Consider the following 24,712-nt stretch of genomic DNA (forward strand, 5'->3'; position numbering starts at 1 on the left):
GGCACCGTCCACTTCTCGGTTCACCGCAATCACCGAGCCGAAGGCGCTCATCGGGTCTGTCGCGAGGGCCTTCGTGTAGGCTTCCGCCAAGGTGTCAGCGATCCCAAGGCCGCAGGGCGTCGTGTGCTTGATGATGCACACAGCGGGACGAGGTGATCGCGCAAAAGGCGACAGGGACAGGAGCGCGCCGTCCAGGTCGAGCAGGTTGTTGTAGGACAGACTCTTCCCATGAAGCTGTTCGAGCGCCGACAGCCCAGCGGGGGTATCAGGGCCGTAGAACGCCGCTTGCTGGTCCGGGTTCTCCCCGTAGCGCAATTCCTGGAGGCGTTTCAGCGACCCCTCTAGACGTTCTGGAAGCGCCTCCCAACCATCGCCCTCCAGGAAGTCCGCGACAGCCTTGTCATAACCACTGATATGCCGAAAAACCTTCGCGGCCAGCCGACGCCGAAGAGGTTCTGCATCGATGGTACCATCGATCGCCGCAATCGCCGCGTCATAGTCCTCCGGATCGACAACAACCAGCACGTCTTTGTGTGACTTGGCCGCTGCACGGATCATGGTAGGACCGCCGATGTCGACCTTCTCCATCGCCTCGTCCACGGAGACATTGCCCCGCGCGACCGTCTCCCGGAACGGATAGAGGTTCACCGCGACCAGATCAATCGGACCGTAGCCCTGTGCCTCGAGCGCAGCCATGTCGTCTTCGCGATCCCGACGGGCAAGCAACCCGGCATGAATCGCCGGATGCAGCGTCTTCACCCGGCCGTCCATCATCTCGGGATGCTTGGTAACATCAGAGACGGAGGTCACCTCGAGGCCCGCATCACGGAGCGTCTTGGCGGTTCCACCGGTGGAAAGAAGCTCCCACCCACGTTCGGTGAGTGCACGGCCGAATTCGACGATAAGTGACTTATCGGATACGCTGAGCAGCGCCCGCTTCATGACATTTCCTCGGGAAGGATGTGGAGATGGGTTGGTTCTGCCGGGAGGGGCCCCGGCTCTTCACCGCGCCGAAGCGCGGCACACACGTGATGGAGGGCCGCGGGATAGAGGTTGTGCTCAATCTTCAGGACCCGGGCCTGCAGCGCCTCGGGCGAGTCACCAGCCTCAACAGGTACCCGCGACTGCGCGATGATCGACCCTTCGTCGTAACGCTCGTCGACGTAGTGTACGGTCGCGCCTGACCACGTCTCACCTGCCGCGAGAACGGCCCGGTGCACGTTCATCCCATACATCCCTTTCCCTCCAAAAGATGGAAGCAGCGCAGGGTGGATGTTGAGAATTCGATTCCGAAATCGTGCAACGACAGCAGCCGGCAACAGTCGCATATATCCGGCGAGACAGATCACATCCGCCTTCCAGTCGTCGAGTGCCGAGAGCATGTCTGAGGCCACTTCACTTGGATCGCGATCCTTCGTGGGGATCACTTCAGCGGGCGTCTCGACTGTTCTCGCCCTATCGAGCGCTCCGGCGGTGGGGGTGTTCGTGATCAACCCGGCAATCCGCCAATGCTCCGCGCCTTGGGCCGCGTCGAGCAAGGCCTGAAAGTTCGTCCCGCCCCCAGATGCGAACACAACAACGTTGATCCGCTCGTTCACGCCATTTCCCCGCGGTAGTGCGGAACGAGGAAGGGGTTCCCCACCCGCTCATGCCCCACGGTTGTCGCCGGACCATGGCCGCTATGAAGAACGGTGTCGTCGGGAAGCGTCAGTACTTCCTCACGGATCGATTTCATGAGCGTCTGAAAATTGCCGCCCGGCAGGTCCGTCCGTCCGATCGACCCCATGAAGACGACATCACCGGAAAGGGCTAATGGCTCTCCGACCGCCACGAAGATGACGTGCCCGGGGGAATGCCCCGGAGTAAAGCGTACATCGAATGCGCAGTCGCCGAACGTGTACCGCTGCCCGTGCTCGAGTTCGTGTGTCGGCGCCGGCTGATCCTTCGCCGTTAATCCGAACAGGCTCGCCTGCCACGGCAAGGCCATGTAGAGCTCGTAGTCGTCCCGGTGGAGCCAGATCGGCACCTCAGGAGCGAAGGCGCGAACGTCGTCGACGCCTTCGACATGGTCGAGGTGTGCGTGGGTGAGCAAGATCGCGTCGAGCTTCAGGTCACTGCCGTGGAGCGCAGCCACGATATCATGTGCGGCACCGCCCGGATCTACGACAACGGCGTGGTTGGTTTCCGAGCAGGCGACCAGGTAGGCGTTCTCCCCGAACCCTCCACCAGTGAAGGTCCGGACATCCATCACGTCAGTTGCACCCCGAGAGAGAGACGTCGGAGGTCAAACCGTGAAGGAACTCCCGCACCCACATCCGCCGCTGGCACTGGGGTTTTTGAACGTGAACCCCTGCCCCATGAGGCTGGTCACGTAGTCGATCTCGATGCCTTCCAAGTACTGCGCCGAGAACGGATCTACGAAAACCTTCACACCCTGGATCTCGATAACCTCATCGTCCGACTCCGGTGCGTCCTCGATGTTCAGGCCGTATTGGAAGCCGGAGCAACCACCGGGAAGGACCGCCACGCGAAGACCCGCAGCGTCACCCTCCACACCGTGGTCGGTAATGAAGTCCTGGATTTTGTCCACCGCCGTCACCGTCAAGTTCATCATGGTGTCGGGTCCTCCTCGAAGGATGTGGCGAGCACTCGTTCTGCTCGTCTGATGCACTCTCTACTCTCCCCTCCGACCGGTGTCGCGGCCATATGGGGGGTCAAGGACCGAAAGCTATCCGAGGCCAAAAATCGGGTCAACGGCCCAGGCTTTTGACGATGAAAGCCGCAGCCGCCTGGAGGTCGTCGACAACCGCGATCTGCTCGGGGGCGTCACCCTCCAACTCCGTTCCATACCCTGTCCTCACAAGAATTCCGCGCCCCCCCAGTTCGATCGCAGGCACGACATCGGTGAGCTTGTCACCAATGAAATACGACTTCTCGAAGTCCAGCCCTAATTCTCCCGCCGCCTGCCGATACATCCCGACTCCTGGCTTCCGACAGTCGCAGGGGCCCGTGGTTTCGGGGTGATGTGGGCAGAAGTACGTGCCATCTAGCGCTGTCCCAGCCTCGCCCAGAATATCGTCGAGCCTCTTCGCGACCGCGTGATAGTCTTTGACGGAATAATGCCCCTTCGAGATGCCTGCCTGGTTGGTCACGAGAACCAATGCGAAGCCCGCGTCACGAAGCGTGCGCAGCGCCTCCAGAGCGCCAGGGAAGAGCACAACACCGTCCGGATCCGACAGATAAACCCTCTCCTCGATGACAGTGCCGTCCCGATCGATGAAAACGGCTGGACGCAGTCCACTCATCGTTCAGGGGGCGCCGGAGACTGGACCGATCGCTTCAACCACCACCCGAATCACATCGACTTCCTGCCCTGGGAGGACAGTCCTGGGGTCCAGGACCACCCGGTCGCTCACGATACGGGCGACGACGGGCGGGCTCCCAGCCCTGAGGCGCGCGGCCACTTCGCTCGCGCCCGCGCCGGTAGTTGGCAAGGCGACGACGGCGCTGTCGAGCGTCACTCCCGGGTACGTCCCACCTCCGACCGCGCCCATCCCGTCTACGACCTCGGCACTCACTCCCGCTTCGGAGAGCGCCGAAGCCATCGACTCAGCTCGTTCCGATAACTCCTGCACATCGGCCCCCAGCATGCGCAGCGTCGGAATCTCTACGAGGGCCCTGGATCGGTCCCGGTAGAGCCGAAGCGTGGCCTCTAATCCTGCCAACGTCATCTTGTCGACACGGAGTGCGCGACAAAGCGGGTTCGCACGTAGCGCCGCGATGTGGTCCTTGCTCCCAAGGAGCAGGCCAGCCTGCGGCCCGCCCAGCAATTTGTCTCCAGACACGGCGACGACGTCCGCACCGGCCTTGAGCGAATCCACGGCGAGGGGCTCCTCAGGCAGTCCCAGTTCTTCTGCCCGAACGAATAAGCCCGACCCAAGGTCATGGATGAGGGGCACACCAGCTTCGCGAGCAAGATCCGAGAGCTCGGCGACTTCGACGTCTTCAGTGAAGCCGGTGATCCGGAAGTTCGACCGATGCACTTTCAAAATCGCCGCCACACCACCGTTCTCCACGGCTCCCCTGTAGTCCGCGATCCGAGTCCGGTTCGTGCTCCCCACCTCGACCAAGCCTGCACCGGACCGTTCGAGAATATCCGGAATGCGGAACCCACCACCAATTTCGACCAGCTCTCCTCGGGACACCACAACCTTTTGACCCCGAGCGAGCGTATTCAACGCAAGAACGAGCGCAGCGGCGTTGTTGTTCACGACCAGCGCGTCTTCAGCCCCAGTCAGCTCGCGGAGCAGCGACACACAATGGTCGTAGCGCGAACCGCGGGCCCCAGCGTCGATGTCGTACTCTAAGTTCGAATACCCTCGCGCAGCAGCCGCCATGGCCTGGGCCGCGACATCCGCCAAGGGTGCCCGACCGAGGTTGGTGTGCAACACGACTCCCGTGGCATTCACCACCTCCCTCAAAGAGGGCACCGCATCTCGCTCCAGCACGTCTGCCACATCAGAGACGTAGGAGGCAATCTCACTTAGTCCGCCTCGTACATCGCCTGCGGCGATCGCCCCACGGACCGCATCGAGGACCCTCCTCGCGGCCGCCACGACTCGTTCATGTCCGTAGTCACCGACAAGACCAACGAATTCTTCGGCAGCGAGCAACGCGTCGACAGACGGGATACTTCGGCGAGGATCCGTCATCGCCTCAACCCGAGCACACGCACCGTATCGATGACCTGCGTGGAATCTGCAGCCAGCGTGTCGGTGATGTTGGCCGTGTCCTGAACAGCGGTCGTGTCTGCCAGAGTCGAATCCTGCGCGGGAGGTGGCTCCATGACTAGCGCCGCACCACCACCACCGAGGGGAATCGCAGCAATGTTCCGGACCCCGGACACCACGACCTGATAAGCGGTGTTGGGCACGAGTGTCATGTTGAGGATGGCGACGATCTGCTGGCTTGGCAGTTGCTCTCCTCCGGGCCCAGTCAGTCCTCGCGACGCCGGATTCTGCGAAGTTTCTGAGTCCACCTGGAGCCTCGCTTGAGGCCTTCCGTTCAGCCCTATGGGCGCGCTCCGGCGAGTCGGAGAATCGGCCAATACCCCCTCGATGACACCGGCAGTGTCGACCGCGGAAGCGGCAGCGGAATCAGTCACGACGTCACCTGCTTCTGCGGCTGCGATGCTGTCCTGCCGTTGAGCCTCTACCTTGAGCGAGTCGGCAGCGGCCCGAGCCGCATCACGGGCGACTCCATCGATCGAATCCAGGACAGCAAACGAGTCGGCCACGGCTTCGGCGTACGCGACGTAATCATGAACGTGCCTGGCCTGCCCGAGACCCACCTCCGTGCTGTCCTCATTGAGGAGGATCGCCACACCGACATTTTGAAGCGGGATGGTCGGGTCGAGGAAGTCGTCGAATTCGAGAAGAAGCGTAATGGAGTCCAACGCTTCCACACTCGTGATGATGGCCGGTGTGGTATCCGGTCGCAGCACTGAAATATTGGCGGTAAAAAGCGTGTCACCCACACCGATCAGCTGACGAGTGAAACCTTGGCTCTCAGATGCGTCGATCGTGTCGTTCCTGTTCTGATCCTCAAAGGCGGTGATCTGATAACGCCCGTCAGGAATGAACCGGAACGCGTAGACCCCGCCCGTGTCCGTTCTGGCCAGATGCACAGCGGAATCTGCCTGGTCCCCCCCGATGTTCGCGGGAAGCGCCTGGACTTCATAGTTGGCGGCACCTCGACCGGTAATACGGTCCCACACGACGCCCGCAATGGTCGTGGGCTGCGGCTGTGGTCCCGTAGAGAACACCAACTCGAACGGGTCACGCATCTGGTTGCTGAACAGGTCCCTCACCTCAGGTAGCAGGGTGACCCGATAGACGTAACCTGGCTTGAATCCACCATCGATCTCGATGATTACGCTACGTCGCTCATGCTTCACACGGACGTCACCCGTGCGCGGCGAGATCACCACAGCGTCGTCGAGTGCCCCCCCAGCGCCTCGTTCGCTGATTCGCTCGTCAAAGTCGAAGCGTACGGGTCCGTTGAAGTCAGGGACGATCGCGAACGTGTCCGGGAACGTTGCCACGACCACAGGCGGACGGACGTCTTCAGGGCCCCCCGGCGGGACGCCCTGCTGGGCACACGCGGCCACGAAGCCCACGAGCCCCATCGAAAAGCCGGTAGCCAACAATCGAACGCTCTTCAGGAGGCACCTCCCTCCAACTCGGTCAGCTTCTCTCGAAGCTTCGACGCCTGTTCCTGGAACTGCGCCAATTTGTCGCGCTCTTTTTGTACCACATCGTCCGGCGCTCGTGAGACAAAATTCTCGTTCTCCAGCTTCTTTGCCGTGCCCGTAGCTTGGCCTTCTAGGCGCGTGATCTCTGCGGTGAGTCGCGCACGCTCCCGGTCCAAGTCGATGACCCCCTCAAGAGGAAGGAACAACTCCGCCCCACCCGCCAAGACGGCATGCGCGCCGGCACCTGTGCCGGGCTCGGTCTCGAACCTGTTTACGCGCGCCAGCCGTTCCAGAGACGGGAGCTGGGCAGCGAGCGTCGCCGTAAGATCAGCATCTGCACCGACGCAGTGAATTGTGATTCGCCCTCCCTCAGGTACCCCGTACTCCTTCCTGAGACGACGCACCTCAACCACGAGTTCCTGCAGAACGGCCATGTCCCTCTCCGCCGCAGCGTCATCGTGCGCATGCGCGCCTTCCGGCCATGGAGCGATAATCAAATCATTCGGACGATCCGTCCCCGCTGGCCATGGGAGCCGAGCCCACAGTTCCGTCGTTACAAACGGCATGATCGGATGCAAGAGCCGAAACGCTTGATCGAGAACGAACACCAGTGTGGAACGAGCAGCCTCTCGCGTCGCGGGCTCCGCGTCATCGAACATCCGTGCCTTCACCAGCTCCAGGTACCAGTCACACACATCACCCCAGAAGAAGTGGTAGAGGCTCTCAGCCACATCGTGCAGCCGGTACCGCGCGAGACCGTCTGTCGCGTTTTGAGCAGCCTTCTCCACCCTCGACAGGATCCACCGGTCTTCCAGTGCGAGGTCATTCTCCACCTCTGCCAACGGCTTCACCGGCCCGTCGCCAATGCTCAGGAGAGCGAATCGTCCGGCATTCCAAATCTTGTTCGCGAAATTGCGCCCATTCGCGAATGACGCCTCAACGTCTTCGTGGTCGAGGCTGATGTCGGTCCCGACCGCCGCCTGACTGATCAGCGTGTACCGCATCGCATCCGCGCCGAACTGGTTCACGACCTCCAGAGGATCGATCCCGTTGCCGAGCGACTTGGACATCTTGCGGCCCTTCGCGTCCCGCACGGTTCCATGGAGATACACCTCGGTGAACGGCGGTTCATCGAAGAACTCGTATCCCATCATGATCATGCGCGCGACCCAGAAGAAGAGGATCTCGGGCGCGGTGACCATTGAGTGCCCCGGGTAGAACGCGTCCACATCAGGCGTCTTCTCAGGCCATCCGAATACAGAGAACGGCCAGAGTTGCGACGAGAACCATGTGTCCAACACGTCTGGATCTTGCTCAAGCACGGTCGATCCACATTCCCCGCATTCCGTCGGGTCCTCGCGGCCCACCGTTTCGTGCCCCTGCTCGCAGTACCAAACGGGAATCCGGTGCCCCCACCACAACTGCCTCGAAATGCACCAATCCCGGATGGTCTCCATCCAGTGCTCGTACACCTTTTGCCAATGGGGCGGAGTAAACGTGATCGTACCGTCCCGCGACGCCTTGAGGGCCGGCTCTGCCAGCGGGCCCATTTTCACAAACCACTGTAGGCTCAGACGCGGCTCGACCACGGTGTCGCAGCGATAACAATGCGGCACAGAGTGTGTATGGTCGCTTTCGCCGGACAGGAGTCCCAACTCGTCGAGCGCCTTGAGGACCGCTTTTCGCGCGGCGAAACGTTCGAGTCCCTGGAACGCCTCCGGAACGTTGTCGTTCATGTGGGCGCCGGGAGTCATCACGTTGATGACCTCGAGCCCGGTCCGGCCGGCAATATCGAAGTCGTTCGGATCGTGCGCCGGGGTCACCTTGACCATACCTGACCCGAAGGCGGCATCTACATGGGTGTCCGCCACGATGGGAATCGTCCGACCTGTAAGCGGGAGGCGAGCTTCCGCACCCACGAGCGCCCGATAGCGTTCATCCTTCGGGCTCACCGCCACGCCAGTGTCACCGAGCATAGTCTCAGGACGAGTCGTAGATACCGTGAGGTACCACGTACCGTCTTCGAGTTGGCCGAGCGCGTCGGCGCCCGCTTTTGCAGCTGCCTCCGCTGCGCCGAACGCCGATTCTGCGAGGGGGTACCTCAGATGCCAGAGCTTGCCCTGGGACTCGTGGCCCTCCGCTTCCTCGTTGGAGAGCGCGGTGAGACACCGAGGGCACCAATTGATGATGTACTCGCCGCGGTACACGAGTCCCTTTTCGTACAAATGCACAAAGGTCTCGCGCACGGCGCGGCTCAGGTCCTCATCTAGAGTGAAGCGCGTGCGATCCCAATCGCACGAGGCCCCAATGGCCTTCAATTGGTCGAGAATGACCCCACCCGTCTCACCCACGAAGCGCCACACAGCTTCGACGAACTTGTCCCGACCCAAGTCATCCCGGTGGCATCCCTCTGCGGCGAGGCGACGCTCGACCACGTTCTGCGTCGCGATGCCCGCATGGTCCGTACCTGGCACCCAAAGGGCGGCCCTACCCCTCATCCGCTGCCAGCGGATGAGCACGTCCTGAATGGTGGTGTTGAGCCCGTGCCCCATGTGAAGAACAGCGGTCACGTTCGGAGGGGGAATCACGATCACATACGGATCGGCGCCATCCTCCAGCACGCGTGATGCGGGAACGTGGAAGTACCCGCCGTCCTGCCAAGCCTTGTAGCGGGCAGGCTCGATGGCCTTCGGATCAAGTCGTGGGGCGAGCTCTTCAGACAACTTCACTGCTCCGATCACACGGGTGCGGGGTTTCTTCGAACATAGGCCCGAAAGATGGCGAGGTCTTCTGAGGTTCGGAACCGGCTATACGGCCTTCCGACCGGGCAAGTTCCCATGTTCCCCTAGACTAGCTAGCCCCGGCCCTCGGTACACCCCGAGACGCTTCCCCTAGAAAGAGAGGAGCCTCCCGCGTGAAGGGCGACACCTCCTCGAACGGCTCGACCTCCACCGCTTCGAAGAATCGGGCTGGAATCCTAAGCAAAGAAGCCACTCCCGTTGGGCCGAAATGCACGCCTGAGCAGCGCTTCACTTCCGCGATAGCATCAGGGTGCGTCCGCCCCACCCGGTACGCCCAACCTGAAGTGATGCCGTCGTAGTCGTCGCACACCGCCATGATCTGCGAGATCCTCGGAATACGATCGCCTGACAGTCCCTCCGGATAACCCGTCCCGTCCCAACCATCGTGGTGCTACCAAGCACCCGTCGTCAGGTGCTGCAAGGAGGGGATACTCTTCAGAATGTCGGCACCGTCTGAAGGATCTTCCCTGATGTACGAGAACTCCTCCTCGGTCAGGCGACCCCGCTTAGTCAGCACGCGAAGAGGCACCGCGAGCTTGCCTAGATCATATGGAGCGTCAGGTCCAATATTTACGTGCTGGGATCAGCGGCGCGCGCGCGTCGTGTCTGGACGTACCGCCCGCTCACGGTTTCGGCGTTCACGGATCGCGTCTTGGCGCTCTCTCCACGACTCGATCACTTCGGCGCGGGCGCCCTGCCGCTGGATCTCCTCCCACTGCCACATACGCTCTGCCACCTCATCTCGCTTGCCTACGGGCACACCGAAGATGTGGGTCCCGGGCAGGACGGTGTCACCCAAGTAAATCTTTCCGTCCGCGAAGCCCCAGCGCTTCCCATCGTCGTCCGTGAAGGTCCAATCGGTGAGCTTACGTTCGGCCTCCTCAGCGATCGCGAGCGAGTCGTAGAATTCCCCGATACGACCCGCCAAGAGGAGCTCTTCACGCTGTTGATCAGATAACTTGGTAATCGTCTCCTGGAGCGGCTGCCACAGCCGGGCATCCGAGAAGCGAGGCCGAATACGCTCCGCTCCACTGATTGGCGGCGGGGCGAACTCCAAGGCACCCGGGTCACCTTCGATGCGCACCGGCAATGGAGTCACGTCTGGGGTCTCGACTTGCTCGATCTCCTCCGGGTCCTCTGGCTCTTCTGGATCGACGGTTGTCGAGACCTCGACGAGGTCGAGCATCTGAAGGCCTCGTGGCTCCCCTGCGGTGGTCGGTGGCCGGAAGCTCATACCGTCCGGGCGAAGAAACCGCGTCGCAACGGGGAACATCAAGACGGCCAGGACGTGGATCGCGAAGGACAGAGCGAAGGCGATGGCTACGACTCGGCGTGAACCGAGGCCCGACCTCCTGTGGTCGTTACCCCGGCCCGAGGACTTTCCCGTTTCGCCAGGCCTTTGATGCATTCGTCTTCCTAACCCAGGTCGTGAAGGCGGTTCCTAAACCACCGCGCTTCCCCCGCGTCCCTAAATAACGCGCCCAAGGCGCTTCGCCGCCTCGACAAGCCGCTCCGCACTCACTGTCAACGCGATCCTGAAGAAGCCCTCGCCGCCCGCTCCAAGCGAACTGCCCGGCAGCACGATCACTCCCTCTTGTTCCAATGCCCGTGTCGCAAACTGCTCCGAAGCCTCGCCTTTTGGGACCGGCACCCACACGTACATGGTTGCCTGCGGCGACACGACAGAATATCCGGCGTCATTAAGCGCCTTCACAACGGCATCTCTTCGTCCCTCAAACGCGGCCACGTTCCCCGGCACCCATTCGGCCCAGCTCTCCAGTGCTGCGACGCCCGCCGCCTGGATCCCCATGAACTGTCCTGTGTCCATGAAAGACTTCACACGTGATAGGACGCCGATGGCCTCTGCATTCCCCACAGCCCAACCCAACCGCCACCCCGTCATGTTGTATGTCTTGGAGAACGAATGGAACTCGACGGAAACGTCCTTTGCTCCATCGAACTCCAAGATGCTGCGCGGTCGATAGCCGTTAAAGGCGATCTCGGAGTATGCGTTGTCCTGAAGGAGGATCGCATCCTGCTGGCGGCAGAAGTCGACGGACTCCTCCAGGTAGGTATCCGGCGCGACAGCGGTCGTGGGATTATTCGGGTAGTTCAGATACAGCATGCGGGTGCGGTCTCGGACATCGCTCGGGATGTCTTCCAGCGGGATCAGAAAGTCATTCTCCGGCCGAAGTGCCACCCTGTGGGCTTCGCCGCCCGAAAGGGCGATGCCACCCGCGTACGCCTGGTATCCCGGGTCCGGGATTACCGCCACGTCACCGGGATCCAGGTAGCCGAACGGCAGATGCGCGATGCCGTCTTTCGAACCGATGAGGGGCAATATCTCTGCCCAAGGATCGACCTCCACACCGAAACGCGTGGCCATCCAGGCTGCCACACTCTCACGGAACTCGGGCAGACCAGACTGAAAGCCATACCGACCGTATTTCTTTTCGCCGGCCACCTCTCGGAGACGCTCCGTTACGGCCGGGGGCGGATCGAGGTCGGCGTCCCCTGCACCGAGGTCAATCACATCTACCCCCTCTGCCACCAAGCGCCGCCGGGTCTCCTTCATGGCAAGGAGCGGATACGGGGGCAAATCGCCCATTCTGGAACTCGCTCGGGTCATGAAGCCTCCAAGCGGACCGGATTGGACACAGACCCGACACCCTCAACACTCACGTGGACCTCATCGCCGTCCGACAGTGGCCCAATACCGTCCGGCGTCCCCGTCGCGATCACATCTCCAGGGGACAACGTCATGAAACGCGTGATGTGCTCAATCAGGACGGGAATCGAGAATACCATGTCAGACACCGGAGCATCCTGCCGCACCTCTCCATTCACTTTCGTGGTCACGCGGAGCCCGTCAACGTCAATGTCTTGGATCGGGGTAACCGAGCCGATGGGGCAAAAGGTGTCGAAGCCTTTCGCACGACTCCACTGGCCGTCCGAGCGCTGCAGGTCACGAGCAGTCACGTCATTGAGGGGTGCCAGCCCAGCCACATGGGCCCAGGCATCGGCCGCATGCACGTGTCGAGACTCGACACCGATTATTACACCGATTTCACCCTCGTAGTCGATCCGGCCAGCCCACGTCGGGATGACGATCGTGTCTCGCTGCCTCACGATGGACGACGGTGGCTTGAGGAATATCAGGGGCTCGGCGGGGACGTCGTTGCCGAGCTCCGCTGCGTGTTTGGCGTAGTTCCGACCCACGCAGACGATTTTGGACGGGAACGGAAGGGACATTCAAATCTCCTAGGGGCACAGCTATAGAAACACGAAGAGGCCGCTCGAACCTAGTCCGAGCGGCCTCCACAGTCATCCGGTTGCGGCCGGGGTCAGCCCTTGGCCGGCTGGGTATGGATCCACGTCCCGATCAACGCGCCACATCCCGCGATCGCGAGAAAGCCGGCGATCACCATATACCAAAAGCCCAGGTCGGCGTGGCCATTCGCCCATCCGGCGTTGCCGGTGCGAAAGGCACCGAAGGCCATTCCGAGCCAAACTACGCCCACGCCCATTCCGAAGATCCGTTTCATGGAACCCATCAATTGTTGAGTGACCTGGCGGGCCCAAGGGCCCGGCAACGAAGGAATCTAGGGGCCAGAAGCGGTGCAACCAAGAGGCTCAGACCGACTCAAGACTCTCCGTAAAACGCAGCAACCTTGCGGCGAACGTCAGTCCAGGCACCCTTCACGAAAGGCGCGTCTGGAAGCGACTCTCGGAGATACCGTCCATATCGCTTGGAAACGATACGGTCGTCCAAGATGAGAACCGCCCCGCGATCCGTACGCGACCGAATCAGTCGCCCGAATCCCTGCTTCAAGCGCAATGCTGCATGAGGGAGCATGAAGTCGTGGAATGGGTCGCCATTGGCACGTTCTATGGCCTCCATTCTCGCCGCCGTGATGGGTTCGGTCGGGACCCGAAACGGCAGTTTTTGGATGATGAGCCCCCGGAGCGGATCACCGGGGACATCCACACCCTCCCAAAACGAAGAGGTGCCAAGCAGAATACCGCGGCCAGCCTTCGTAAATCGATCCAACAGCCGATGGCGGGTGTCCTCCCCTTGTACGAAAAGTGGCCATTTCCCGTCCGCTCCCCGGACCCTCAATAATTCTGCTACTCGCCTCAGAGCGCTATGGGACGTGAAGAGGACGAAAAGGCCCCCGTCACTCATCTGGGCGAGCTCGATCGTGATCTCCGTCGTCGCCGCCTGGAACTCACTCGCCCCTCCCTCCGGAGCGGGCAGGTCGGTCGGCACTACAAGTAGGGACTGCTCCGTGAACTCAAAGGGGGACAGCACCTTACGTTCATGTATCTCAGGCACATTCTCTATGTGTTTCAGATGCGCTTGGTCTAAGCCGAGCCTGCCTTTGAGAAAATCGAAGCGGTTCCGGGTCGTCAGCGTGGCCGAAGTAAGTACGGTCGTATCGGCTCGGGTGAATAGGCCATCCACGAGTAGCTCCCCAAGGTCGATCGGAGCCGCTGCCATGACGATGTTCCGGTGCTTCCCCTGCCCCCGAGTCTCAAGCCAACGAACGAAGGTGTGAGACTCCTCGTCCGGGGCGAGGACCACTTGGAGTCCATGCGTAGCCCCGGAAATGCGCCGTTCGACAGAGCGGATGTCCAACACCCTTCCCTGTAGCGCGTCCGTGATCTCTTCAAACACTTCGATGCGCGTGCGCAATTCTCTCAATTCACGCTCGAGTGTGTTCAGCGACGACACCGTCGCGTTCAGCCGTTCCCGGATATCCTCACGATCTGCTGGCTCCCCAATACCGGACGGCCCAAGCCGCACAGTGCTCTCCCCAGGAGGCACGAAGAACTCCATCGTCTCAATGAAGCCTTCGACGCTGCCGCGAGCACGGGAAAGCGCTGGCCGCACCCGATTCTCCAGCCGTTCACGGAGATCAGGGCCTTGGTCGAATCCCGCCAAGGCCTCGTGAACCGCGGTGAGGACGCCCCGCCCCCTACGATCGAGCCTCGAGAGCATCCGAAAGAGGCCAACTCGGGTCAGTTCGACACCAAGGTGCGACGTAGCTGCGTCTTCAACATTGTGGGCCTCGTCCAGTACGACCCGAGTATATGCCGGGAGCACCGCGGCTTGGGTGTAGTTCTGCGTGGCACGACGGACGGCAAGGTCGGTGAACAGCAGGTGGTGGTTCACGATCAGGACCTCAGCCGATGCCGCTTTCCGCCGCGCATTCTGATAAAAACAGGCCTGGAAGTGCGGACAGCGGGCCCGGAGGCACATATCCGGGTCGCTTCGGACCTCATCCCAGGTGTCGTTCTGCGGCGTAAACGGGAGGTCCGACCGGGAACCGTCTTCGGTCGATTCAACCCACTCCAGCAGCGCTCGCATCTCTTCGGCCCTGTCATCCTCGAATAGTGAGGCCTGGCCCTCCGCCGCCAGAAAAGCCCGGCGGATGGATATGTAGTTGCCCCGCCCCTTTACCAGAGCCCATCGGACATCCCCGACGATCGACTGGACCAGCGGTAGGTCCTTCCTGGCGAGCTGTTCCTGGAGGTTGATGGTATTCGTGGAGAGGACCGTGCGTTCGCCGTTTTCCTGTGCCCATCGCACCGCGGGAATGAGGTACGCGAGGGACTTGCCCGTCCCCGTCCCCGCCTCAACGATGGAGACGCCCCCTTCGTTGAACCGATCCACCACGCTTCGGAGCATCTCTCGTTGCCCCGGACGGTTTTCATACCCCGGAAACCTTGCGGCCAGGGCCCCTCCAGGCGCGATGAGCGCATCTAGGCCGTCAGCGTCGAGGGGCACTACGACGCGCGGCGCCGGCGGCTCGACCACGACATACAACTTTGTCGCGGCATTATCCACGATCGCCGTCCCCATACCCTGTTCATACAGGTGCGCCGCAACGTTCATATCCGCGTCGGATGGCTCGAGCACTCCGCTCGGGTGGTTATGAATCATGACCCCACCTTCTTCGGCGTCTCGGGCTGCAACGAGGACAGCGTCGAAGTTGCCGCGAGATACCGCTCGAGGCTCCGTGATCACTCGGTCCACGTCGACCTTGGCAAGGAAGCATACCTCCCGCCCCCCCGCACGCTCGATCTCCGCACTGATCCGAGCACTCGCGTCACTCGACAGTGACAAGGGTGTGGGAGGAGGGGCGGAGCGTTTGGGCCCCGCAGGCACATCCTCCTCCTCCAAACCGTCCAACCCGACCAGGACTTCCTTAGGAAGACGCAGAGGGAAACCGTCTGGGACGTCGCCGGGGCTCAAGTCTTGAGCTTCTGCTTCTTCGCGGCCGGGAAGAGGACGTTGTTGAGAATCAGGCGATATCCAGCCGAATTCGGATGCAGAGCCAGGTCCGTCGGAGGATCCCCAATTTGGTGCTCTGGATCTTCGGGGTCATGGCCGCCGAAATACGTCCAAGTGCCTTCACCCAGATTGCCATGCACGTACTTCGCCCAGCCACCCTCCTGGGCGAGAACGATTGTGCCGGACTTGATGCGGTCCTCACGGAACGACGTCGTGAGTCCGTAAAAATCGGGCAAAACCGACTCATGGTTCTGAGTCAGCATGGAGGGAACCGGGTCGAACTTGGCGGAAAAATCGAAGAGCGTATAGACACCAAGCTCCTTCCGCCACGGCGTGTTCACCTGATGCCCGTCGATGTCGGAAAAGGAACTCACCGACGGCGCGATCTGCACCTCCGCACCTTCAAAAGCGAGCGTTTGCCCCCAGTCCAGTTGAGCTGAAGCGTTCGCGTCAGGGGGAGTTCCGTCCGAATAGGCGGCAGAGATGTCCACGTCTCGCGCTGCCAAGGCGAGTTCGAGCGTTTCAGTCGCTGAACACATGGCAAAGAGGAACCCGCCGTTCTCGACGTATGCGCGCATGCGCGCGGCAACCTCTTTTTTCAACGCGGGCACATCGGAGAAGCCACCAGAGCGCGCCACCTCCTGATTACGTGCCACCTCCTCCTGAAGCCACGGTGCCCCCGCGTACGTCAGATAGAACTTCGAGTACTGACCGGTGAAGTCCTCATGGTGCAGATGGATCCACTCATAGTCGTTCAGGTCCTCGTTCAGCACTTGAGGGTCCCAAATCGTCTCGTATTCAATGCCGGCGTACTCCAGTACCATGGTGACCGCATCATCCCACGGGGTGGAATTTGGCGGTGTGTAGATCGCGACCTTTGGGGCACGCTCGAGCGGAACAGCCTCCATGTTCGAGCCCGCAATCGTCGCTCTAATACGTGCCTCCGCAGAAGCATCAACCGTGGAAATCGATACGCCCCTGACGGCTGCCTCACGCCGCAACTCAGGTGTGTCCGGCAATAAGAACGAGCCCCCGCGGTAGTTGAGGAGCCATTCGCTCTTCTCGTCCTGTTGGAGCGCCCAGTAGGTCAGGCCGTAGGCTCGTAGATGGTTCTGTTGCTGCCCGTCCATAGGCACCAGGAGCCACTGTGCCTCTATGGAAGCCGGCGACAACGCCACAACCATCATCAGGGTGGCAGAGACCACGATCCACAGGCGCTTCATCGGGTACGTGCTCTCAGGCGCTCGAGTTCGAGGCGGGCATCGGGAACCACAGCAGCGTTCGGTCGCGCGACAATGAGGCTCTCGAGCAAGAGGATGGCTTCTGCCACCCCACCGGGAGTACGCGCCTTATGGCGGGCCAGAGAGAGGGACGCTTCGCCGAACTCCGGCGTGTCTTCATAGGTGGCCACCAAGATTTCTCGAATGGAGGCGGCAACTCCACTGGCGCCTGCGCGGTCAGCGATGCGAGCCGCCTCCGCTACCAAAGGCGCACGCTCCTCTTCTTCGAGTTCGCCGGCGGCCTCCGCCAGTATCTGCGCGGCAGCGGCGCCTTGACCTCGATGCGCGAGGACGCCCGCTTCGGCAAGCAAAACCGCACCGGTCTCGGAAGCCCTCCCCATGAGCCCTGCGAACTGAATGATGTCGGTGGCCTCTGTGGGGGGAAGCCCACCAATGGCCAGGAGAAGAGCTCTTCGTCCAGCTTCGAGTTCACCCGCGTCCAAGAGCAAGTAGCCCCTTTCCAGGCCGCTCTTCGGACCTTCGATACCCTCGAGGACTGCCGCGGCGCCTCCTAGGTCGCCGCGTGCTTGAAGGCCGCCAGCTACCGTGGCCGCCAAGTCGTCCAACTCCGGCGCGTTCGGGAAGGCATCCCTGAAGTCCCTCAGAAGTACACCTAGGCGACCCGGGTCGGACTCTGTACTCTCGAGGCGAATCACCTGCGCGGTCGCACGCCTGCGGTCGACCGATCCTGGAGAGAAGGAATCCGCGACCCGCCGCTGGGCCTCCAGAGCCGTTGCTGTATCTCCGTTGGCGAGCGCCACATCGATGATTCGTTGGTCGAATTGTCGCCGCTCGGACGGGCTGGAGGCATCTTGACCCAGTTCGTCGTACGCCCACGAAGCGGTGCGCGCGAGGTCACCTTCACGGGCACGCCGTGCAACGTCGGCCAGGAAGCTGGCTCGCGCCCTCTCTTCCAGATCGGCAGCCACCGACTGCGCGAGGTCGAACGACTCTTCCTCCAAGCGGAGATCGAGCGCGACGCGCGCGCCCGCAAGGCGCCTGGCAAGCACGTCAGACTCCCCGAGAAGCCCCACGAGTTGTTTGCCGGCCTCCTCTGCCCCTTCGGTCAAACCCTGCACTCTCCGAGCGATGGCGGCCGCCTGTGCCCCATCATCGCCAACCGCGAGCGCCCACTCTTCGACGGCGTCCTCACGGTCGCCCATGGCTGCGTGGAGATCTCCCACCTCCAGGGCGAGCGCCTCTGGGCGGTCCATTTCGCGTCGTCCCTTGAGCAGGACGCTCAAGGCTCGTTCGGATCCAAACGCCCGTTCGTACACCCGAGCGACCTCCCGATAGGGGACCTCACTGTCCTCATCGAGTTCGAACCACAGTTCAGCCTCTCGCTCCAACTCGTCGAGCGAGTCCAGCTCCATGAGGAGTCGGAGCTTCAAGTAGCGGACGCCCGAGGAAGACGGCTCGTGTTCCAAAAAGGTGTCCACCGCGGGAAGAATCCTGGCGGTCTCACCCCTCGCGCGAAGCACCCGCTCCAGGGCGTGTAGTCCTCCGGACGAAGCTGGATCCTCCTCGAGGAGTTGCCTAAGGAGCTCCTCGGCCCCGGAGAAGTCTCCTCGGGACTCACGGGCCGCGGCGTCCCGAAGAAGGCGCCCTTCACTACTGTTGCGACGACTCTGGGCGGAGCCGGCCGCAGCCGTCAGCGCGAGAGCGATCATGGCAATGCCGAGCAAGCGGAAGTCGAAGAAGCGTCTCATCGTCCGCTCCCCCCAGATCCGCCTCGATTCAATCGGTCGAAGTACTGAATGACGAGTTGTCGCACCGCCGGACTGAGATTCTGAAGCTGGCTTGCGTCCGGGAGTTGGAATCGGAGCGCCCCCATTTGGTCGGCAGTGAGTGGAATCACCTGGCCCCGCTCGAATGCTTCAGGGGTTTCCGATTCACGTTCGTCGGAGTACTCCTCACGCTCAAGGGAGCGGCCGGCGTCAAGCAGCCTATGAAAGAGCCGCTCCTGCCTCTGCGTCATATCCGGAGTGAGACGTCCTTGGGCGAGTTGTTGCGCGATCGCGGCGGCTTCATCGGCGAGCTGCTGGAGGTCTCCGAGTGATTCCTCAGCCCCCGGCTCGTCCGCGAGTTCGCCGAGTTCGTCGGCTACGGACTCCTGACCCTGCGCCATCTCTTGCATCTGTTCAGCCATCGCCTGCTCCCCCAGCTCCATGGGCATGACTTGGCTGGTCTGATTCATCAACTCCGCCTGCTGCTGGGCAAGCTGCTCAAGCTGCTCGGAGACCTCTTCACCGCTCTGGCCCTCACCCTGCTGGCTCATCTGCTCTGCTCCAGCGATGGCCATGAGGGCAAGTTGGTTCAGGTCACCTACCGTTTGTTCGGCTTGTGCGGTCGGCGACGGAGTAGCTCCGCGACGATTCTCCATCGCCGCGATGGTTTTCTGGATGGACTCCATGCTCATGCCCATCTGCGCAGACAATTCCCGCTGTCCCTGCACGCCACCCTGAGACGCCATCTGAAGATTGTCGGCCATATTCTGCACGCCCTGAAGCAACGAAGCCTCGTCCGCGCGCATCGCGGAGATTCGTTCCTGGCTAGCACCCCTCATCTGCTCTCGGAGCTCCGTCTGTCGGCGCGCCAGCGATAGCGCATCGTCCGCCGTCTGCCGGAGGGCCGCCTGAGCCTGCTCCATTTGCTGCTGAGCCATCTCCTGTTGGGCTTCCTGAAGTTCTTCCGCCACGTCCTGCATTTCCTCGGCGGCCTCTTCAGCGGTCTCACCCGCTTCTTGGTTTTCACCTTGGTCGGCCTGCTGCTGCGCCTGCTGCATCTGCTGTTGAGCCTGCTCCAACGACTCTCGCGCCTTCTGCACACCCTCCTGGGCGTCCTGCTCGTCAATCTGACCCAGGCGTTCCTCTAGCCGTTCCATCTGGTCCTCAAGCTGTTCTGAGCGCTCGGCCAGTTCCTCTTGCTGCTCGGCACGAAGTTCGGGGTTGTCCTCTTCGCGCATCGCGTCAGCCAGGGCCTCTTCTTGGCGTGCGAGCTCTTCTGCTTCGCTCGTCGTCGCTCGGAAGTCCTGTTCCACTGCAGCTCTGCGGAAGCGTTCCAGTGACTCCTCCAGACGCGCCTGGAAGTCCTCCTGCTCTTCCGCCATCTCGCTCAGCGATTCGTTCGCCTGCTCCAGGTCGTCTTCCTCCAGAGCGTCCGACAGCTCCTCCATACGCTGTTGGAGATCGCTGCCGTTCAACTGCTCCATCAACTCCTGAAGTTCCTTGAGGTCGTCGGAGAGCTCTGGGTCCGCCTGGCCCGCATTCTCCATCATCCTCTCGAGCTCTTCTAGCTCGGCGCGGAGAGAGTCCACCTCGCTTGCAAGCTGCTCCTGACTCTCGAGCGCATTCTCCAGCTCTTCCCGCTCCTCGAATCCGGCCTGGTCCTGTCTTTGATTCTGCTGCCCCTCATTGGCAGCAGTTTCCATGGCCTGATCCCGGTTGGCCTCAGCTTGTTTGGCTGCCTCTGCCGCCAACTCCTCCAATCGATTCGCAACATCGTCCAGCTCCTCTTCGGCCGCACGCTGCATCTCCACTGCATCCGGCATTCGGAGGATGTACTCGCGCGTGACCGCCGTCTGCGCACCAGGCGCGTTGTCTACGGCTCGTGCGAAGTATCGAATCGTGTCGCCCGGGAGCAGCCCCCACGTCCTCAGGTCGAGAAGCGGTCGCGCCAAGGCCGCTCGGGTCCCGCCCAGGTCCATGGCTTGAACCGTTGGCTCCAGTCGATCGCCGAACGAGGTCACGCGGTATGCGACCAGTTCCACGCGCCGGAGGCCATAGTCGTCGGTGGCCTCAAGAATCAGCGGCTGACGCAGATTGAGGGGGAGAATCGTGTCGCGCCCTGGCAGCGGGATCCCCACATGGGGTGCCAAGTCAGGGACGACCGACACCATCAATGGCTCAGGTTGGATCTCCGCCGGATCACCCTGATCGTCTACGAAGTCCCAGTCGAATACCCCATCAACCCTCGGCGACCACGAGCCTTGGAACGTGGCCCCAGAGACACTCAAAGAGACGGCCTGGGCTCCGGTGGAGTCCACAAGAGCCGCTGTCACAAGGGCGCGACTCGCACGACCCTCAAAACTGACCGTCGTTCCGACCGGAAGCCGGAGCGAAGGCGGGTCTCCCCGATACTCGTCGGGCGCCAATCCCGTATGAGGCGGATACACCACGCTGACGATCAAGTCGCTCACGAAGAGCGGATCGATGGGAGAGATGCGGAAGCGCTCTGTTTCCGACCCGTCATCCCCGGTGACGTGGTAATCGATCGGGGCACCGACCGAACGGAACAGGTAGCCCCCGCGTTCCTCGATCAGTTCGAGGACTTCTGTGCGGGCGACGTCGCCTGCGGCTTGCCAAGAGAGCACCGCCCCGAGTCGGCCGGGAGCCTGAACCATGACTTGCACGTCGGAGCCTCGGAGAACTTCGACAGTACCAGGTGAGACCACGATCGGGAGCAGAACTGGATCTCGCATCGTCCCGATTGGAGACGACAAGGAGGACCAAGCAAGGGCCGATCGGGTTGGTGATGCCACAGCAAGACCAATCAAGACGATCGCAATCGTCCCGAACACACCCAAGCCACGCTTCGTCCACAGCGAAACCGTCTCCCCCAACCCACCTGCCAGCTCCTTAGGCACTCTGTCCCCAAGGTCAGCTACGGTGCGTTCGGCAGCCCGGCCGGCCAGGGCAGCAGACACCCCGTCGGGAAGTGACCGCGCCAGCTCAATGGACCCACGCACGACACCTGGGCGAAGCCCAGCAGCCGTTTCGATCGCGGAAGAGAGGGGTGCCTCAGCGAACCACTCCGACACACGCCCTCTATAGAACAGCGTCCCGCCTACCACGAGAACGAGGGCGATGCCGTCGAGAATCGCGGGCACGTCGCTCCCTGGCCTCCATCCATTCGGGCCGGCCAGAAACCACGCGACGACCAGGAGCAGGCTGACACCTGTGACAGTCCAAATCACCGCGGCCGTCGCAGCTCTCTTCTTGAGATGCTCACGGACGGCACGAACGCGACCGTCCAAGTTCCCCGATGCTGGACTCAAGACACCCCCTGACCCAGTACAAAAAGGAACAGATTCACGCCCATACGAATCGCCTGCTCGCGCACATCTGCAGGATCCTCGTGAACACCTGCATCCTCCCACCCATCTCCCAGATCCGACTCAAACGAGTAGAACACCACCATTCGTCCCTCGTAGAAGATCCCAAACGCCTGAGGCGGTGCGCCATCATGCTCGTGGATCTTCGGCAACCCTTCCGGGAAGTCATAGAACGTATGGAAGACAGGATGCTCGGGCGGGATCTCCGTGAGTTCAGCATCCGGAAAGATCTTCGCGATCTCCTCCCGGAACGATTCATCGAGCCCATAGTTGTCATCCGCGTGCAGGAATCCGCCTGCAAGCAGGTATTCGCGTATCGTCGCCCGTTCTGCGTTGGAGAATCGGACGTCACCGTGACCCGTCATGTACAAATATGGATGATCGAACAAACCCGGATCGAGAGGGCGAACATTAGTTTCTTCGCGCGCTACGGAAATGCCGGATCGTTCTCGAATCGCGGACAACAGATTCGAGAGTGACGACGGGTTTGCGTACCAATCTCCACCACCTTCGTACTGTAGCCGCGCGATCGTTATCGAATCGGTGGCAACGGGTACTGAAGGTGTGATGGGACCCGCCAACAGGGCTGTCAGGAGCATCCAACTCATACGTCTTCTGTGTCCTCACGGAGGCTTTGGACGATACGGTACGCGTCGTTCCGCGATAGGTCGAGACGGGCGGCCAAATCCTTTGCAGCCTCAGAAGGCTTGACCCCCTCGGAGAGGAGGTCACGAGCCACTTCCCGCCCCCGGTCCATCAGCTGCGCGTGAACCTCTTCGGACTCCTCATCACCGCTCGGAGCAACGACGAACGTGACCTCGCCCCGCGGCTCATTCTCCTGGTAGTAGGCGAGCACCTCCACGAGAGTGCCTCTCTGGAACTCTTCATAGATCTTCGTCAACTCACGCGCTACGGCGACTTCTCGCTGTGCCCCACAGGCGTCCATCAGGTCTTGAAGCAGACGGACGGTACGTTGCGGAGATTCGAAGAGTACAACGGTCTCGTTCGACGTCCTCACACGCTCGAGCAGAGCCCGTCGCCCACCTCCCTTTTTGTCCGGAAAGCCGAGGAAGGCAAAACGCTCCGTCGGAAGACCCGACCCGACCAACGCCGCGAGCACGGCTGAAGCACCTGGAATCGGCACGACGTCGTGTCCGGCGTCGGCGACTCGCTTCACCAACGACTCGCCCGGGTCGGACACCAATGGAGTCCCTGCGTCGGACACGAGCGCGACATTCTCTCCGGAATCGAGCCATCCCATGACGGACGCCACTCGCCCTCTTTCGTTGTGTTGATGCAGCGACACGAGACGTGCCTCAGCGCCCACGCGCTCAGCTAAAGGTCGCGTGCGGCGGGTATCCTCGGCGAGAATCCGGTCCACCGAACGAAGCACAGCTTCGGCTCGCGCGGACAGATCGCCCAGGTTTCCAATCGGGGTGCTGACGAGATAGAGGGTAGCCACGCAAAAACATACAGCGAGAGACCAGCCAGGGGGCCCCCGGCCGGCCTCTCATGTATCAATCGTTAGGGCGCACGGGCCGCCGAGGCAGCCCCTATTCCAACTCCCTATAGATGCTGTTGGATCTTCTCTTCCAGGTGGGGACGCGGAACCGCGCCGATCACCTTATCCACCAACTCACCATCCTTGAAGAACAGGATGCTCGGAATCGACGTCACCCGGAAGCGTGTCGTCACGCTCGGGTTCGAATCCACGTTCAACTTCCCAACCCGAAGTCCCTTGTCCGCGTATTCGCCGGCAAGTTCCTCAACGATGGGTGCTACCATCTTACACGGGCCGCACCATGTGGCCCAGAAGTCGATCATCTGCAGCCCCTCACCGGCTTCAATCTCGTCGGCGAAGTTTGCATCCGTGACTTCCAAAATCGCGTCACTCGTTGCCATTTAGGCTCTCCTTTGTGTCCTTTCGACGGGCCGACGCGTGTCCGTCAGCCCACATCCCATACCAAGCCAAGTCGGCACAGGACCATGTCGCAATTATTCGAAACCGCTCTACCGCTCGATCACGTCGCGATGGCCGTTCAGTCTATCGACGAAGCTCTTCGCCTCTTCGAACTCATATCAGGGGAAACCGGTTCCCCGCCCCAGACCATCGAATCTCAAGGAGTCCGTGTCACCTTTGTCGGCATGATCGAACTCCTTGAACCTCTCGGTCCGGACACCACAGTGGGGCGTTTTCTCAAGCGTCGCGGATCCGGGCTCCACCACGTGGCATACCGAACCAACAACATCGTTTCAGAACTCGCCCGACTCAATTCGGAAGGCATTCGACTCATCGACTCGGAGCCTCGCCCCGGAGCCCATGGTCTCGTCGCCTTCCTGCACCCTTCCAGCACCGGTGGGGTGTTGGTCGAGCTCGTACAGCACTCGGACTGACCCATCAGGTCGCCCGTAGATCAAATACTTTGCGGTTCCCAGCAGCAGTTAGCGGCCAGCCATCACCATCGCTAGGTCTACTTGCTCTACCAGCCAGCGGCCGTCATTCGTCTGGACCACAACGAAGGGGACGTTGCTGATCGCCTTGTTCCCCACCGTCAACGTCACGTAGATCCTCGTCGCCGGAACCGATCGCCCAGCAACCATTTCTTCCCGGACAATCCGGTAATCTTGGTGTTCGAGAATCGACGAGATCGCTTCCATTTGGATCTCGACATCTTCGCGACGGCGAGTCTCCATGTAGTCGCCGTCCGTCGTCCCGAAGATCCGCCCCATACCGTGGAGGTCCCGGGAATTAGCAGCCTGCAAGAACCGCTCAACAGAGATTTGCGGGAGCACAGCCGCTGCGGCACCAGACTCGATAATCGTCGTCGTGCATGCGGAGAGCAACGTCGTCAGCAGCACAAGTCCGAGGATCACAAATCTGGGGTCACGCGCGGTCTGAGGCATGCTGCTCCTAGGCCAGGGATTCCGTCCGCCGACGCAATCTCGACAAATCGGGCGTGTCGAGGA

At 61.7% G+C, this 24,712-nt stretch carries 21 protein-coding genes; 1 reads left to right on the forward strand and 20 read right to left on the reverse strand.

What is annotated here, in order from left to right; all coding sequences use genetic code 11:
• The 19 genes from purH to trxA all read right to left on the reverse strand — a co-directional run.
• On the reverse strand, positions 1-942 hold a 942-nt coding region (purH, locus tag P8L30_11115; GenBank protein MDG2240741.1), incomplete at its 3' end, for a bifunctional phosphoribosylaminoimidazolecarboxamide formyltransferase/IMP cyclohydrolase.
• Complete coding sequence (purN, locus tag P8L30_11120) at positions 939-1,598, reverse strand: phosphoribosylglycinamide formyltransferase (protein MDG2240742.1); 660 nt, start codon at positions 1,596-1,598, stop codon at positions 939-941. The genes purN and purH, both read right to left, overlap by 4 nt.
• Positions 1,595-2,248 (reverse strand): MBL fold metallo-hydrolase, encoded by a 654-nt coding sequence (locus P8L30_11125; protein ID MDG2240743.1) that lies wholly within the window; start codon positions 2,246-2,248, stop codon positions 1,595-1,597. Before P8L30_11125 ends, purN begins: the two co-directional genes overlap by 4 nt.
• Before the next feature lie 36 nt (positions 2,249-2,284).
• Positions 2,285-2,614: an iron-sulfur cluster assembly accessory protein gene (locus tag P8L30_11130; protein ID MDG2240744.1), complete on the reverse strand. Its 330-nt coding sequence runs from the start codon at positions 2,612-2,614 to the stop codon at positions 2,285-2,287.
• A gap of 136 nt (positions 2,615-2,750) precedes the next feature.
• On the reverse strand, positions 2,751-3,305 hold the full coding sequence (locus tag P8L30_11135; protein MDG2240745.1) for an HAD family hydrolase: 555 nt from the start codon (positions 3,303-3,305) through the stop codon (positions 2,751-2,753).
• A gap of 3 nt (positions 3,306-3,308) precedes the next feature.
• On the reverse strand, positions 3,309-4,712 hold the full coding sequence (gene selA / locus P8L30_11140; protein MDG2240746.1) for an L-seryl-tRNA(Sec) selenium transferase: 1,404 nt from the start codon (positions 4,710-4,712) through the stop codon (positions 3,309-3,311).
• Positions 4,709-6,205, reverse strand: coding sequence for an Ig-like domain-containing protein (locus tag P8L30_11145; GenBank protein ID MDG2240747.1), 1,497 nt, complete (start codon positions 6,203-6,205; stop codon positions 4,709-4,711). Before P8L30_11145 ends, selA begins: the two co-directional genes overlap by 4 nt.
• Positions 6,206-6,219: 14 nt before the next feature.
• Positions 6,220-8,976, reverse strand: coding sequence for a valine--tRNA ligase (locus P8L30_11150; protein MDG2240748.1), 2,757 nt, complete (start codon positions 8,974-8,976; stop codon positions 6,220-6,222).
• 661 nt (positions 8,977-9,637) lie between these two features.
• Positions 9,638-10,462, reverse strand: coding sequence for a hypothetical protein (locus P8L30_11155; GenBank protein ID MDG2240749.1), 825 nt, complete (start codon positions 10,460-10,462; stop codon positions 9,638-9,640).
• Positions 10,463-10,522: 60 nt separating this feature from the next.
• Positions 10,523-11,683, reverse strand: coding sequence for an aminotransferase class I/II-fold pyridoxal phosphate-dependent enzyme (locus tag P8L30_11160; protein MDG2240750.1), 1,161 nt, complete (start codon positions 11,681-11,683; stop codon positions 10,523-10,525).
• Positions 11,680-12,306 carry a fumarylacetoacetate hydrolase family protein gene (locus P8L30_11165; GenBank protein ID MDG2240751.1) on the reverse strand — a complete coding sequence of 209 codons (627 nt, stop codon included), beginning with the start codon at positions 12,304-12,306 and terminating at the stop codon, positions 11,680-11,682. Before P8L30_11165 ends, P8L30_11160 begins: the two co-directional genes overlap by 4 nt.
• Before the next feature lie 92 nt (positions 12,307-12,398).
• A complete protein-coding gene (locus P8L30_11170) occupies positions 12,399-12,599 on the reverse strand; it encodes a hypothetical protein (GenBank protein MDG2240752.1) in 201 nt (66 codons plus the stop codon).
• A gap of 98 nt (positions 12,600-12,697) precedes the next feature.
• Positions 12,698-15,313, reverse strand: coding sequence for a helicase C-terminal domain-containing protein (locus P8L30_11175; protein ID MDG2240753.1), 2,616 nt, complete (start codon positions 15,311-15,313; stop codon positions 12,698-12,700).
• Positions 15,310-16,575 carry a hypothetical protein gene (locus P8L30_11180; GenBank protein MDG2240754.1) on the reverse strand — a complete coding sequence of 422 codons (1,266 nt, stop codon included), beginning with the start codon at positions 16,573-16,575 and terminating at the stop codon, positions 15,310-15,312. Before P8L30_11180 ends, P8L30_11175 begins: the two co-directional genes overlap by 4 nt.
• Positions 16,572-18,341, reverse strand: a complete 1,770-nt coding sequence (locus tag P8L30_11185) for a hypothetical protein (protein ID MDG2240755.1) — start codon at positions 18,339-18,341, stop codon at positions 16,572-16,574. Before P8L30_11185 ends, P8L30_11180 begins: the two co-directional genes overlap by 4 nt.
• Positions 18,338-21,688 (reverse strand): hypothetical protein, encoded by a 3,351-nt coding sequence (locus P8L30_11190; GenBank protein MDG2240756.1) that lies wholly within the window; start codon positions 21,686-21,688, stop codon positions 18,338-18,340. Before P8L30_11190 ends, P8L30_11185 begins: the two co-directional genes overlap by 4 nt.
• The gene (locus P8L30_11195) at positions 21,685-22,353 is read right to left on the reverse strand and encodes a DUF4159 domain-containing protein (GenBank protein MDG2240757.1); all 669 of its coding nucleotides are present in this window, start codon (positions 22,351-22,353) and stop codon (positions 21,685-21,687) included. The genes P8L30_11190 and P8L30_11195 overlap by 4 nt, the downstream gene beginning before the upstream one ends.
• Positions 22,350-23,207 carry a 16S rRNA (cytidine(1402)-2'-O)-methyltransferase gene (rsmI, locus tag P8L30_11200; GenBank protein MDG2240758.1) on the reverse strand — a complete coding sequence of 286 codons (858 nt, stop codon included), beginning with the start codon at positions 23,205-23,207 and terminating at the stop codon, positions 22,350-22,352. Before rsmI ends, P8L30_11195 begins: the two co-directional genes overlap by 4 nt.
• Before the next feature lie 104 nt (positions 23,208-23,311).
• A complete protein-coding gene (gene trxA, locus P8L30_11205) occupies positions 23,312-23,647 on the reverse strand; it encodes a thioredoxin (GenBank protein ID MDG2240759.1) in 336 nt (111 codons plus the stop codon).
• A gap of 84 nt (positions 23,648-23,731) precedes the next feature.
• Here trxA and P8L30_11210 point away from each other — a divergent pair, with 84 nt between their 5' ends.
• Entirely contained in the window at positions 23,732-24,139 is a 408-nt protein-coding gene (locus P8L30_11210; protein MDG2240760.1) for a VOC family protein, read from the forward strand.
• Positions 24,140-24,187: 48 nt separating this feature from the next.
• Here P8L30_11210 and P8L30_11215 read toward each other — a convergent pair whose 3' ends face one another.
• A complete protein-coding gene (locus P8L30_11215; GenBank protein MDG2240761.1) occupies positions 24,188-24,649 on the reverse strand; it encodes a hypothetical protein in 462 nt (153 codons plus the stop codon).
• Between the last annotated feature and the right edge of the window lie 63 nt (positions 24,650-24,712).

Source organism: Longimicrobiales bacterium (assembly GCA_029245345.1).
In the GTDB taxonomy this organism is placed as follows: Bacteria; Gemmatimonadota; Gemmatimonadetes; order Longimicrobiales; family Gaopeijiaceae; genus CALFPJ01.